Below are 11,304 nucleotides of genomic sequence, written 5' to 3'. Positions count from 1 at the left end.
TATCAATAGATACATCCCTTAACTTTTCTTGGTGTACCCGTGTTTATGGTAATATTTCTCAATGGACAGGGAGCGAGCATATTTGCTGAAACCGAGTTAGATTTATGGGGGGTTTCCTTGATTTCTACCAGGGAAGAGGGTATCAGAAATTCTCTTAATTCCTTCCAAGGCACAGGTTATGGCCTTTTGTCAAGAACGTCGGTTAAATTGCTTTTTTATATAACTCATTCCCCCTTAATTGAATAAGTTGAGTGGGATTTTTATAGATTAATTTTCGGCTTCATTTTCTAAAATTTCCTGTAATTGTGAACGCAATGGAGTTAGATTATTTTCAATCGTCCGCCAAGCAATTGCCAATTCTACCCGAAAATATTCATGAAAAATGACATTTTGCATATCTCCCATTAAACGCCAAGGAATTTGAGAATAACGCAATTGTACCTCACTAGGAATATTTCTAGATGCCTCACCAATAATTCCTAAATTATAAAGAACTGCTTTAAGAGTCACTCGATTTGAGCTAAAATCTTCAAAGGTCATATTAGCCGTCCATTCCAAGATTTCATCAATGGATTCAATAATATCTTGAAGACGAAGTTGCCAATCTCTAAAAGGCATTAATCACATCCTTTAATACAGGTTGTCGTAAATGTTCTTTTAAAGAATCTTGAGTACCTAAATCAACAGAACATCCTAATATATCTTCTAAGTAAAGTCGTACCTCGATAAACTCAAATAACCCTACCGCTTTACTAAATTCTACCAATAAATCTACATCACTGTCAAAACGTGCTTCATCCCTTGCTACTGAACCAAATAGAGACAGAGATTTTACCCCTAGTTTTTCTAATTGTTCTCGGTGTTTTGCGAGAATTGTTAGTACCTCATCTCGTTTCATGGCTATTTCCTGAAATCTGATTCCTTCATTGTAACCTTAATGGTTGTCTCGTTGATATTGGCTCTCATGATGAAGTTTATTAAAATAGAAATTATTATTGAACTTAGAAATGCTATGCCAGTGCCAAATACCACCATTAATTAGGTTGCTTAGGTTTTTCAAGTTGCTGTTTAACTAATTCTAAGGGAAGTTTTAACACTCTAGCAATTTGCTCGACGGTTAAGCCTTCCTTCATCAATTCTGTAGCGATTTCGAGTTTATATGCTTCTGTAAGATTAGATTTTTGTAATTGATTTTCTGGTAGTTGATTACAGATATGGCCTTTATTAATTTGGACACCGTTAACGACATTATTGTTAGCAACATTATAATAATATCTTCGCAGACTAGACCTAAGATTAGCTTTATTAACTTCTTCTCCTAGAATTTCCGATAGGGTTTTCCATAGCTTACCGGCTACATCCTTGACATATTTCTCGGAACGATGATGACTTTTAGCGATTTCTGTGTATTTTTGGTGATTAATCACCCCTTCTAAGATTTCAGACTGAACATCATCTAAATTCTCTCCTGTATAGGAGAAGATGAGATTATCAACAGTTGTAATTAAAGAGTGAATATCAAAATTGTTCATGGCATTGGTTTAACTATGGGATTAAGTCATAATTGCTTGACATTATAGCACAGAATGTAAATTTAGGTACTTTATACGACTTTATCTTACTTTTTAGTGCTTGAAAGTTAATCTTTAATGTCATAAGCTCTTAGAAACCTTAGCTTAAGCAAAAATAATGAAAATGAACAGAGTTAAAAGTTCTCTATTGAAATCGGGTTTATGTGTTTTCAGTTTTTCCATATCACTTCTTTGTCAAAAAACTCCTGTACTGTCTGCTACAGTATCAAGTTCTAGTTCAACACTTCAATCTGTAGGTATTGTAAATGACTTTGATAAGATTTCTGTAATATTAGATGGTATTTTAAAACTTTGGGGTATTGTTGCACCTGTTGGAAGACCTTTACAGCCAGAAGATTTTACAACAATTAAATCAGCCAGGTTGTTGATTGCGTGTGTCAATGGAATCTGTGATAAGGATGAATCTCAAAGTAATAGTCTAGTAAGCATTAATAAACGAACAGTAGAAAAAACAGGACAAGTTAGTTCAATAGCATCAATTAGTGGTGCTTTAACCCAAACTAGCATTGGAAAGAATCCGGCTTGTGTCGGAGATACGTTTGTTGATGGTCTCAGTCCCATTAAGTGTGAAAAAAATGTTAAGGCCGTTGGTAAACCTGGAGAGGTATTTGTAAAAAATGTAACCGCATCTGCCTTTGGTCTTGTTTATGATGGCAGGGGTGGAAGACTGCTTATGGACGGAGCAGAATCCATGGACGAAGTTTATAGAGAAATCCCCGAACCCACCTCAACCCTAAGTCTTCTTTCCCTGGGAATACTTGGTGCAGGTGCAACCATAAAACGGAAAGTAAAACGCTCTAATTCCCTCGAAAAAGAACCCACTAACATCGGTTAAATTGCTTTTTTGTATAACTCATTCCCCCTTAATTTTAGACCAGTTGAGGAGGATTTTTATGCTCTTACTTCTCCTTCTTGTATTTTTAAATTAATATTTGCTATAATAAACAAAGGGTAAGCATCAATCATCTTCAAGCAATAAAAACTATTATTGAGGAACGACAAAATGAACGTAAAAATGCTTGGACAAAACACTTCTCAAGCTGAAGTAACTCATATTTCTTCCCATGGAATATGGATTCTGGCAAACAATGAAGAAATGTTTCTTTCCTATCAAGATTTTCCTTGGTTTCAAGATGTCACTATTAGAAAAATTTTAAATATACAAGAGCCTTTTCCTAATCATTTTTATTGGCCAGATTTAGATGTAGATTTAAGCAAAGAAATTATTAAAAATCCTGAGAGATTTCCTTTAAAAGCTAAAGCCTAGTTTTTATCCTTAATTAAGTGCGATGCCGAAGGCACTGCGTAGCAGCACGCTGATCTTGTAGGGTGCGTTCCCTAAGGCAACTTCTACCGCTCCAGCGATCGATTTTTGGGGAACGCACCATGCCTATTGATTGAAGCTGTAAGAACGATTTCTGCAAAGGCTGTGAAATTGAAGGCTCTTGTGCAGGTCAGTGTCAAGTCACTTTAGAGTCTTCCAGAAATGACAGTCAATTAGTTGGAAAAATGTGCGAGTTAATGATTGCAACTACACAGAATTTGGTTGACGAATATCTAGAAGGCAGGTGAAATTCTGTGTTTATGACTAAGAACTAGCTGCCCAAAGCAAAGATACTTCATATTGATTAAATGTTGAATCCGCACTCACAAGTGTCATATCTTCTACCTCAGCTTGTGCAATCAGCATTCTGTCAAAAGGATCACGATGATGTAAAGGCAATGCAGCCGCCCGCAAAGCATGAGAAGCATTGATCTCTAACGATCTAGCTCCTAGTTGAGTCATTCGAGTAGAGACATAATCATCTATTTGCTCTGGCAGTGGTAATTTACCGATTGAGACTTTAATTCCCATCTCCCAAACACTGGCAACAGAAAACCACACTTCATTGCTTTCGTTTGCAATTTGTTCAATTACATTCTCACTTAACTTGTCTGGTTGGGCAAACCACCACAGCCAGCATTGTGTATCCAGTAAAAGTCTCACTCCGCACCACCCTCAAATGCTACCAAAATATCTTCTGGTAAAGGAGCGTTAAAATCATCTGGTACGGTAAACATCCCTCGATCTTGTCCTAAACTAGACCGTCGATCTAAAGATGTCCGAAATGGAACAAGTTTAGCAATTGGAATACCTCGGTTTGAAATAACGATTTCCTCTCCGAGTTCCACACGGGACAATAGCCGAGAAAGGTTTGTTTTAGCCTGATGAATGTTTACAGTTTCCATGCTCTTAAAAAACCAAATCTACAAACTAAGTTTAGTTTAGTTGCGGTGATTCTGCAAGGGCAAGTTAGTTTGAAGTGCGATGCCGAAGGCACTGCGTAGCAGCACGCTGATCTTGTAGGGTGCGTTCCCTAATGCAACTTCTACCGCTTCAGCGATCGATTTTTGGGGAACGCACCATGCACATTGATTATTGCGATCGCCGATCTTGTAGGGTGCGTTAATGAAATGTAACGCACCTTATTTTTATTGGTTGTCCTTCTGTATCCCATAGGATACACTTAAGGCATGATTGAAATTCGCCAGACCGAAACCTACTCTCAGTGGTTTAGCAATTTGCGGGATCACCAAGCAAAAGCACGTATAGACATTCGTGTTCGTCGCCTGTCTATGGGCAATCCAGGCGATGTTAAACCAGTAGGAAAAGGTGTATCGGAACTGCGGATCGATTATGGCCCAGGCTATCGGGTGTATTTCATTCAGCGAGGCGAGACCTTGATCATCCTCTTGGCAGGAGGAGATAAGCAAACTCAAGAACGGGACATCAAAACAGCATTAAATTTAGCACAAGACTTATAGGAGATTTTCATGGCTACTATCCAAACCTATCCTTGGGATGCGGCAGAACATCTCGAAACAAAAGAAGATATAGCTGCATATCTTGAAGCAGCTCTTGAAGATGGCGATCCAAGCTTAGTGGTAGCAGCATTAGGTGATATTGCTCGATCTAAAGGGATGACACATATTGCCCGTGAAACAGGGTTGGGGCGTGAAAGTCTCTATAAAGCTTTGTCAATCGAAGGCAATCCAGAGTTTGCCACAGTTCTTAAGGTCTTACAATCACTTGGGTTACGCCTCCAAGTCGTACCAATTGCCTAACTTCACCGTTATACTGAATCGGTTTTTAATAGTATGATTAACTCCCAATCCAACCTTAAAAACCCGCTCTCCCCCATACCTGTTAAACCGGATTTAGTATCAGAGCGATCGCTAGATAAAAGGTTAAGTAATGTTAAGATCATAATTCTTCATGAAGAAAGCGCATGATCGCCGAGTAACTGTAGTCAAAAATACCAAATTTTGCCCCAGTCACAATAAAGTAGGGATCAAGCGCATTCGATCGAAGCAGGAATTTTCTCCCCAGTATCTATGAATCAATCAGAAAGTTGCGGTAAGGTCTATCTAGTCGGTGCGGGTCCCGGAGATCCCGGTTTGTTGACCTTAAAAGCGAAAGTTCTCCTAGAAAATGCCGATGTTGTCCTCTATGATGCCCTAGTTAGCCCCTCGATTCTAGCCATGATTAACCCCCGGGCCGAACAAATCCATGCGGGTAAGCGTCGCGGTCGTCATTCTCTAGTACAGGAGGAAATCACCGCTTTACTGATCGATAAGGCCCGGACTAATGCCGTGGTTGTTCGTCTCAAAGGGGGCGATCCCTTTGTTTTCGGTCGCGGGGGTGAAGAAATGCTCGATCTGATCGCGGCTGGAATTAGCGTCGAGATCGTGCCGGGGATCACTTCAGGAATTGCCGTGCCTGCCTACGCCGGTATTCCCCTCACCCATCGCGATTATAGTTCTTCCGTTACCTTCGTCACCGGCCACGAGATGGCGGGTAAATATCGTCCTCAAGTTAACTGGTCAGCGATCGCCCATGGTGCGGAAACAATTGTTGTTTACATGGGTGTGCATAATTTACCCTATATTATCGGGGAGTTAACCAAGGCCGGCAGAAGTCCAGAAACACCGATCGCCTTGATTCGCTGGGGAACAACACCGCAGCAACAGCAGTTAATCGGTACTTTCACTACGATTATGGACCAGATCGAAGCCACCGGCTTTGAGTCCCCAGCGATCGCTGTTATCGGGGCAGTGGTGAACCTTCATGATCTCTTACAAGCGGGACAACCTTTGCTATCCAGGACAATCCCCCCTACACCCATTTCTCCCTGATTCGGTTCCCATGCGTCAATATCAAAAATCCCTGACGATTACCACCAGTCCCAAGAATTTCCATCGTCTGACTGCCCCCATAGAAGCGATCGTGGCTGAATCGGGCATAACGACGGGATTATGCAGTATATTTGTCTGTCACACCTCCGCTTCTTTGCTGATCCAAGAAAATGCCGATCCCGATGTTCTCACCGATTTGGCCAATTTCTTCGCCAAGTTAGTGCCGGAAGATAGCAGTCTCTACTATCACTCTACCGAAGGGCCAGACGATATGCCCGCTCACATTCGCTCGGTGCTAACCCGGACATCGGAACAAATCCCGATCGCTAGAGGTAAATTAGTTTTAGGCATCTGGCAAGGTATCTATCTCTGGGAACACCGTCAGAGTCGTCACCAAAGGCAAGTGGTGGTTCATATCACCGGGGTCTGAAGCGTTGCGTATAGTTTTGTAATAGAAACTTTACTCGTACCCCTCATCGGAGTAAGATTTTTTCCGTGTACGATCAAATTGTTCGCTTTTTGAACAAAGAACTTCATATTTCGTAACAAAAGGAAACAATTTATGCGAAAATTGTTCGCTCTGGCCCTGGTGCTATCTCTCTGGTTCACCTTTGCCGCTCCAGCGTCGGCTGATTTGTCCAATCTGACCCCTTGTAGCGAAAATCCCGCTTTCCTACAAAAAGCGAAGAGTTTCCGCAACACCACTCCTGACCCCGAATCGGGAGCCAAACGCGCTCAAACCTACTCCCAAGCTCTCTGTGGACCCGAAGGCTATCCGCACCTAATTGTTGATGGTCGTTGGGATCACATGGGCGATTTCTTTATCCCTAGCATCCTATTCCTGTACATTACCGGTTGGATCGGTTGGGTTGGTCGGGCCTATTTAATCGCCGTGCGCGACAGCAAAGATGCCGAAATGAAGGAAATCATCATCGATGTTCCCCTCGCTTTGAGCAAAATGTTAACGGGGTTCCTCTGGCCGTTGGCGGCTTTACAAGAAGCCACTTCCGGTAAATTGACCGTTAAGGATTCGGAAATTACCGTTTCCCCTCGTTAATTTTTGTGTCAAACCCTTGACTTTTTATTCCCTAGGAGAACTCAGATGGAAGGACTTACTAAATTTCTCTCGTCCGCACCCGTGTTAATTATGGCGCTGCTGACTTTCACCGCCGGGATTCTAATCGAATTTAATCGCTTTTATCCCGATCTCTTATTCCACCCGCTAGGTTAAAGCCAATCTCAGGTGATTAAAGGGGATACAGAGTCCACTGTATCCCTTTTTAAGGGCAACGATCGGAGGGACTGGGGGAATATTAAGAAAAGAAAGGCACTGGAGACGACAGGCTCTAAAAATCGATAAGATACAGGTGTCTGCAACCACAGAGGTGGGACAAACCATGCTGTTAGATAGAGATTTGATGCTAGGAAAGCGTCTGCGGTATCAAGAATTACAAGAAAAATTAAAAGAGATTTGGCAGGGAGAAAACGTTCCCGAATCCGATGAATGCGATTATGATATCCTCGTTGTCCCTTCTTTTAGTATCGATCAGAGAGTCGGTCAAAAAGTGGCGGGTTTTTTACATTACGAAGAAAGATTATTATTTTCTCTGATTCGGTTGCGACATCCGAAAACTCGTTTAATCTATGTAACAGCGCAGCCACTTTCGCGGATGGTGATTGATTATTACCTGCAATTGTTGCCTGGGATTCCTTTTTCCCATGCTAATAATCGTCTGTTATTACTGACAACTCACGATAACTCTTTTCAACCTTTAACTCAAAAAATTCTGGAAAGACCGCGCTTAGTAGCAAGAATCCGGCAAGCGTTGCGTCGAGATCGTGCCTACATGGTTTGTTTTAATTCTACTAATTTAGAGCGAGAATTGTCTTTACAATTAGATATTCCTTTATTTGCCTGTAGTCCAGACTTATTGTATTGGGGTTCTAAAAGTGGCAGTCGCGAGATTTTTGGTCAAGGCAATATTCCCCATCCTGACGGTAGTTTACAGGTAAATACGGTCAAGGATTTGTTATACGAAGCCGCTAGTTTGTGGTCGCGTCAACCGCAACTAAAACGCATGGTAGTTAAGTTAAATGAGGGGTTATCAGGAGAAGGAAATGCGGTTTTAGATTTACGTCCTTTAGGGGAAATTGTTGATAGTAACAGTCTAGATTTAAGCGAGAGAATTAATCTCTTGGCTAAACTATTAGACAAGATTAGTTTTCAAGCAAGCGATGAAAATTGGGAGAGTTTTTCTGGCAAAATTGCTGAATTAGGGGGAATTGTCGAAGCTTTTATTGAAGGGGAAGAAAAGCGATCGCCGAGTGTGCAAGGTTATATTACACCGACGGGAGAAGTGAAGATTCTTTCCACTCACGATCAAATTTTAGGGGGTCCCGATGGTCAAATTTATCTGGGTTGTTATTTTCCTGCCGATGAAAATTATCGCCTACAATTACAGGAATTAGGTCTAAAAATAGGGGAAATTCTGGCAGCAAAGGGAGCAATTGAACGCTATGGAGTTGATTTCGTCGCTGTTAAAAATCCAGAAACTTTAGTCTGGGATTTACAGGCGATCGAAATTAATCTGCGAAAAGGAGGAACTACCCATCCTTTTATGACTTTAAAGCTTTTAACTAATGGTGAATACGATCAAAAAACTGGATTATTTTTCAGTCAACCTCACCAGGAAAAATACTATATTGCCTCCGATAATCTCCATAAACCCCAATACAAAGGTTTACTTCCCGATGATTTAATGGATATTATTGCTAAACATCACTTGCATTTTGATAGTAGCAGTAAAACAGGAACAGTTTTTCATCTCATGGGTGCGCTGTCAGAATTTGGTAAATTAGGGTTAACTTGTATCGGCAATTCTAGTGAGGAAGCGGCGGCAATTTATCAGCGTGTGGAACAGGTTTTAGATTGGGAAACAGAGCATAGTTCTATAAATTTAGGTTATTGTTCTGGATTACCGATCACTTGGATATAACTAGACTGATTTACTGGCTGTAATTTTTTGTTTCAGAGATTTAACCGACATTCCGCACATCTTCATATACCTTTATATATTTTTGCATTCCCCAAGATGTTTTGACGAAAAAGCTTCATTGTAGAAACTACTATTGAGAACATTTTCAATAATTGATTTTTTCTGAGAAAACAAATTACAATTCTTCCCATTGATGAAAATCGATCCTTGTAGCTACAATCTTTACTGGCAAAAGGTTGTAAGCAATGTATTAGTAAAAATTATCAATTGAATGTTAAGAAGTGCGGAAGGTGGGATTTAATCATCCAAGCAGGCAGTTCCTGGCAGCCAATGACCGATGGTTTTACCTTGGTTAAAAGTTGTCTTGACTTCGATGCACTTACTTAACTGGTTTAAATAGCTTCTAAATATTTGCTATCGAGCAGAAATGAGCCTCGATCGAATTTTACACCCCAATAACCCCCCGGCCGGCGATCGATTACCGTGCCTATATCGTCGATATCGAGCAGATCCGGCGGCCGTAACATAGGCATAGGATCGGCGGTTTTCAGGTAAGGGGGAATGGCAATCAGACGGACTTTTCCCCCGATGCTAATTTCACTCATAGTACTGGCTAGATGCGATCGTTACATAACATCCCAACTTAGCATATTTCAAATCATTCTCAAGATAGATTCCCCAGGGAATAGGTGTTGTGTAAGCTGTTGCCATCCTCCTTTGGCGTTGGGTTGGGCTGTTGCCTGACCTAGCGGCGAGGGGATAATCGCAATACGAAATCTGCTAGAGCAATAATCATGAAAATCACTCATAAACTCTTGTTCTCTTCCTGGCTCTTACTGGGTGTCACGGTGGCCCCATCCCAAGTATTGGCAGGACCGTTTGTTCCTCAAGGACCGTTTGTCCAACCTGCACCTGGACCGGGTATTCCATGGCCAAAAAATGTTCCGGGTAAAGAATACAGCGATCGCTTAGACAAAGACACTCAAGGACCGCCAGTTTCAGATCCAGAACAGAATATTTACTGGGATGGCAATGGTGGTCGGCAAGATGCCTTCGACTATAGTGGCTCTCGCGCAGGTGATACTGTTACGGCAAGGGAAGTAGATGCCTTAGCTAATCATGGAGATGCTCTATTCTGGGATGTCATCGCTAATCGAGCCGCCCTACTATTCTCGACCGGTTCGACGGTAGTACCTGCGAATCCCCTTTTTGTAGGTAATATCGCTTATAACCAGCTTGGAATACATGAAAAAAGTGTTCTTTTTGAATCGATTGGCGGGGGGACTGGTTTTTGGGCAACGCCTCCGCAAATTGATCAAGAGGGAGTTAACGATCTCGATGGTTTGGAGGTTTGGGGTCCTGACCCAGCAGCTCCGAATCTTTCTCCTGATGGTGCTGATGCTGATATGTACTCTTTGTTGGGAGATCCCCTTATTAACGGTATAAGAACGTCAGTATGGTACTACAACCCCATTACCCAGATCAGCAACTCCTATATTACTGCTGGTCAGATTGCCACAGCAATTAGCCCATTTATTCCGCCGACATATACTGGTGATATCGCTAATATCCTTGATCTGGATGGTTTAATGGTCTTTGATCAAGGTAGTGTAGGTCAGTGGGATCAGGGTGATGCTATTCTGTTTAGTCTTATGCCGATAGATCTCGTTGGACAAGACCCAAATAATCCATCAATATTGGATGGAGTAATCACACCCAACGTTAATGGAGGCGATATCGATGGCGGGGAAATTTGGTCTTGGCGATTTGGTCAAGCTGCTCAATTCCTCTTTCACGGTGGGCATCTCTGGGATACAGCTTTCAATGTCAGACAGGCTACCGGGGCAGTGAATGAAAATATAGATGCTTTAGAAGCTGTCGCCGTTCCCGAACCCTCTACATTCCTCAGCTTATTAACCCTCGGCACTCTCGGTGCAGCTTCAACCCTGAAGCGCAAACTAAAATCATCCAAAACATCAGAAAACTAAACCACAAAAGTAGGCTAAATTGCTTACCAAAGTGTAATTAATGTCCCTTCATTCAGTCAGTTGAGGGGGTTTATTGTATAATAGGGACATAATTAAATCAAGAGGATTTTGGTTATGCAACAGGTGACGATTGAGCTACCCACCACCATAATTAATGCTCTAGCCGCCTACAATCAAGAGCATAAGGTATCTTCTTCTGATACAGTACAAACGGCTATAGAATCATTTTTAATAGCGAAAGGCTATTTATCCAAACCGAAAAAATCTTTTCACTTATCTCCCGCACCCAAAGGAAGTGGCTATACTGACACATCCATCAATCATGACGCTGTTTTAGCCGAATTTACTCTGTCCCATAAATTACCTCGATTACATAACAATCACATTTAGGAACTATTCTGACTTCTGCTATGCGCTCCTCTACTCTTGTCGGCAAGGCAATTGAAGTCCGGTGATAGTTTGACTATTCCTTGCCTAAGACCTACTTTGCTTATAGCTTGAATCGTGTAAACTAAGAGATTTCGTCCTTTTTTTGGCTCCTTATAGCCAGGG

The 11,304-nt window shown here is 41.6% G+C and carries 17 protein-coding genes; 11 read left to right on the top strand and 6 right to left on the bottom strand.

What is annotated here, in order from left to right:
- Positions 1–267 precede the first annotated feature (267 nt).
- The 3 genes from MICAI_RS09970 to MICAI_RS09960 form a co-directional block, all read right to left on the bottom strand.
- Positions 268–618, bottom strand: a complete 351-nt coding sequence (locus MICAI_RS09970) for a HepT-like ribonuclease domain-containing protein (protein WP_008201158.1) — start codon at positions 616–618, stop codon at positions 268–270.
- The gene (locus tag MICAI_RS09965) at positions 608–898 is read right to left on the bottom strand and encodes a nucleotidyltransferase family protein (RefSeq protein WP_002757283.1); all 291 of its coding nucleotides are present in this window, start codon (positions 896–898) and stop codon (positions 608–610) included. The genes MICAI_RS09970 and MICAI_RS09965 overlap by 11 nt, the downstream gene beginning before the upstream one ends.
- Positions 899–1,034: 136 nt before the next feature.
- A complete protein-coding gene (locus MICAI_RS09960; RefSeq protein WP_008201155.1) occupies positions 1,035–1,532 on the bottom strand; it encodes a hypothetical protein in 498 nt (165 codons plus the stop codon).
- A gap of 157 nt (positions 1,533–1,689) precedes the next feature.
- On the opposite strand from MICAI_RS09960, the gene MICAI_RS09955 reads away from it, so the two are divergent.
- Positions 1,690–2,427 (top strand): PEP-CTERM sorting domain-containing protein, encoded by a 738-nt coding sequence (locus MICAI_RS09955; protein WP_008201153.1) that lies wholly within the window; start codon positions 1,690–1,692, stop codon positions 2,425–2,427.
- Between the two features lie 168 nt (positions 2,428–2,595).
- Entirely contained in the window at positions 2,596–2,859 is a 264-nt protein-coding gene (locus MICAI_RS09950) for a DUF2442 domain-containing protein (RefSeq protein WP_008201151.1), read from the top strand.
- A 321-nt stretch (positions 2,860–3,180) separates the two neighbouring features.
- Here MICAI_RS09950 and MICAI_RS09945 read toward each other — a convergent pair whose 3' ends face one another.
- Together MICAI_RS09945 and MICAI_RS09940 are read right to left on the bottom strand one after the other, a co-directional pair.
- Positions 3,181–3,579: a type II toxin-antitoxin system VapC family toxin gene (locus tag MICAI_RS09945; RefSeq protein WP_008201150.1), complete on the bottom strand. Its 399-nt coding sequence runs from the start codon at positions 3,577–3,579 to the stop codon at positions 3,181–3,183.
- A complete protein-coding gene (locus tag MICAI_RS09940) occupies positions 3,576–3,821 on the bottom strand; it encodes a type II toxin-antitoxin system Phd/YefM family antitoxin (protein ID WP_008201147.1) in 246 nt (81 codons plus the stop codon). Before MICAI_RS09940 ends, MICAI_RS09945 begins: the two co-directional genes overlap by 4 nt.
- 285 nt (positions 3,822–4,106) lie before the next feature.
- Here MICAI_RS09940 and MICAI_RS09935 point away from each other — a divergent pair, with 285 nt between their 5' ends.
- From MICAI_RS09935 to MICAI_RS09905, 7 genes are all read left to right on the top strand, one after another.
- Positions 4,107–4,397, top strand: a complete 291-nt coding sequence (locus MICAI_RS09935; RefSeq protein ID WP_008201144.1) for a type II toxin-antitoxin system RelE/ParE family toxin — start codon at positions 4,107–4,109, stop codon at positions 4,395–4,397.
- A 9-nt stretch (positions 4,398–4,406) separates the two neighbouring features.
- Positions 4,407–4,697 (top strand): addiction module antidote protein, encoded by a 291-nt coding sequence (locus tag MICAI_RS09930; protein WP_002757266.1) that lies wholly within the window; start codon positions 4,407–4,409, stop codon positions 4,695–4,697.
- Between the two features lie 270 nt (positions 4,698–4,967).
- On the top strand, positions 4,968–5,768 hold the full coding sequence (cobA, locus tag MICAI_RS09925) for a uroporphyrinogen-III C-methyltransferase (RefSeq protein WP_008201141.1): 801 nt from the start codon (positions 4,968–4,970) through the stop codon (positions 5,766–5,768).
- Positions 5,769–5,778: 10 nt separating this feature from the next.
- On the top strand, positions 5,779–6,198 hold the full coding sequence (locus MICAI_RS09920) for a secondary thiamine-phosphate synthase enzyme YjbQ (protein WP_008201139.1): 420 nt from the start codon (positions 5,779–5,781) through the stop codon (positions 6,196–6,198).
- Positions 6,199–6,330: 132 nt separating this feature from the next.
- A complete protein-coding gene (locus MICAI_RS09915) occupies positions 6,331–6,825 on the top strand; it encodes a photosystem I reaction center subunit III (protein ID WP_002748906.1) in 495 nt (164 codons plus the stop codon).
- 45 nt (positions 6,826–6,870) lie between these two features.
- Positions 6,871–6,999: a photosystem I reaction center subunit IX gene (gene psaJ / locus MICAI_RS09910; protein ID WP_002738148.1), complete on the top strand. Its 129-nt coding sequence runs from the start codon at positions 6,871–6,873 to the stop codon at positions 6,997–6,999.
- A 166-nt stretch (positions 7,000–7,165) separates the two neighbouring features.
- On the top strand, positions 7,166–8,764 hold the full coding sequence (locus tag MICAI_RS09905; RefSeq protein WP_008201133.1) for a peptide ligase PGM1-related protein: 1,599 nt from the start codon (positions 7,166–7,168) through the stop codon (positions 8,762–8,764).
- A 392-nt stretch (positions 8,765–9,156) separates the two neighbouring features.
- On the opposite strand, the gene sipA is transcribed toward MICAI_RS09905, so the two are convergent.
- The gene (sipA, locus tag MICAI_RS09900) at positions 9,157–9,369 is read right to left on the bottom strand and encodes a regulatory protein SipA (RefSeq protein WP_008201130.1); all 213 of its coding nucleotides are present in this window, start codon (positions 9,367–9,369) and stop codon (positions 9,157–9,159) included.
- A 189-nt stretch (positions 9,370–9,558) separates the two neighbouring features.
- Here sipA and MICAI_RS09895 point away from each other — a divergent pair, with 189 nt between their 5' ends.
- Both MICAI_RS09895 and MICAI_RS09890 read left to right on the top strand, forming a co-directional pair.
- Entirely contained in the window at positions 9,559–10,752 is a 1,194-nt protein-coding gene (locus MICAI_RS09895) for a PEP-CTERM sorting domain-containing protein (RefSeq protein WP_008201129.1), read from the top strand.
- Between the two features lie 114 nt (positions 10,753–10,866).
- Positions 10,867–11,142: a hypothetical protein gene (locus MICAI_RS09890; RefSeq protein WP_008201127.1), complete on the top strand. Its 276-nt coding sequence runs from the start codon at positions 10,867–10,869 to the stop codon at positions 11,140–11,142.
- Positions 11,143–11,304 lie beyond the last annotated feature (162 nt).

It is taken from the genome of Microcystis sp. T1-4 (genome assembly GCF_000297435.1).
Taxonomy (GTDB): Bacteria; Cyanobacteriota; Cyanobacteriia; order Cyanobacteriales; family Microcystaceae; genus Microcystis.
This window is presented reverse-complemented; position numbering and strand designations above follow the sequence as displayed.

What these genes read in the sequence shown, in the direction of transcription:
- MICAI_RS09935 (WP_008201144.1), top strand. Translation starts at nt 4,107, where the DNA reads ATGATTGAAATTCGCCAGACCGAAACCTACTCTCAGTGGTTTAGCAAT.
- MICAI_RS09895 (WP_008201129.1), top strand. Translation starts at nt 9,559, where the DNA reads ATGAAAATCACTCATAAACTCTTGTTCTCTTCCTGGCTCTTACTGGGT.
- MICAI_RS09950 (WP_008201151.1), top strand. Translation starts at nt 2,596, where the DNA reads ATGAACGTAAAAATGCTTGGACAAAACACTTCTCAAGCTGAAGTAACT.
- MICAI_RS09965 (WP_002757283.1), bottom strand. Translation starts at nt 898, where the DNA reads ATGAAACGAGATGAGGTACTAACAATTCTCGCAAAACACCGAGAACAA.
- MICAI_RS09955 (WP_008201153.1), top strand. Translation starts at nt 1,690, where the DNA reads ATGAAAATGAACAGAGTTAAAAGTTCTCTATTGAAATCGGGTTTATGT.
- psaJ (WP_002738148.1), top strand. Translation starts at nt 6,871, where the DNA reads ATGGAAGGACTTACTAAATTTCTCTCGTCCGCACCCGTGTTAATTATG.
- MICAI_RS09915 (WP_002748906.1), top strand. Translation starts at nt 6,331, where the DNA reads ATGCGAAAATTGTTCGCTCTGGCCCTGGTGCTATCTCTCTGGTTCACC.
- MICAI_RS09905 (WP_008201133.1), top strand. Translation starts at nt 7,166, where the DNA reads ATGCTGTTAGATAGAGATTTGATGCTAGGAAAGCGTCTGCGGTATCAA.
- cobA (WP_008201141.1), top strand. Translation starts at nt 4,968, where the DNA reads ATGAATCAATCAGAAAGTTGCGGTAAGGTCTATCTAGTCGGTGCGGGT.
- MICAI_RS09930 (WP_002757266.1), top strand. Translation starts at nt 4,407, where the DNA reads ATGGCTACTATCCAAACCTATCCTTGGGATGCGGCAGAACATCTCGAA.
- MICAI_RS09970 (WP_008201158.1), bottom strand. Translation starts at nt 618, where the DNA reads ATGCCTTTTAGAGATTGGCAACTTCGTCTTCAAGATATTATTGAATCC.
- MICAI_RS09940 (WP_008201147.1), bottom strand. Translation starts at nt 3,821, where the DNA reads ATGGAAACTGTAAACATTCATCAGGCTAAAACAAACCTTTCTCGGCTA.
- MICAI_RS09890 (WP_008201127.1), top strand. Translation starts at nt 10,867, where the DNA reads ATGCAACAGGTGACGATTGAGCTACCCACCACCATAATTAATGCTCTA.
- sipA (WP_008201130.1), bottom strand. Translation starts at nt 9,369, where the DNA reads ATGAGTGAAATTAGCATCGGGGGAAAAGTCCGTCTGATTGCCATTCCC.
- MICAI_RS09920 (WP_008201139.1), top strand. Translation starts at nt 5,779, where the DNA reads ATGCGTCAATATCAAAAATCCCTGACGATTACCACCAGTCCCAAGAAT.
- MICAI_RS09960 (WP_008201155.1), bottom strand. Translation starts at nt 1,532, where the DNA reads ATGAACAATTTTGATATTCACTCTTTAATTACAACTGTTGATAATCTC.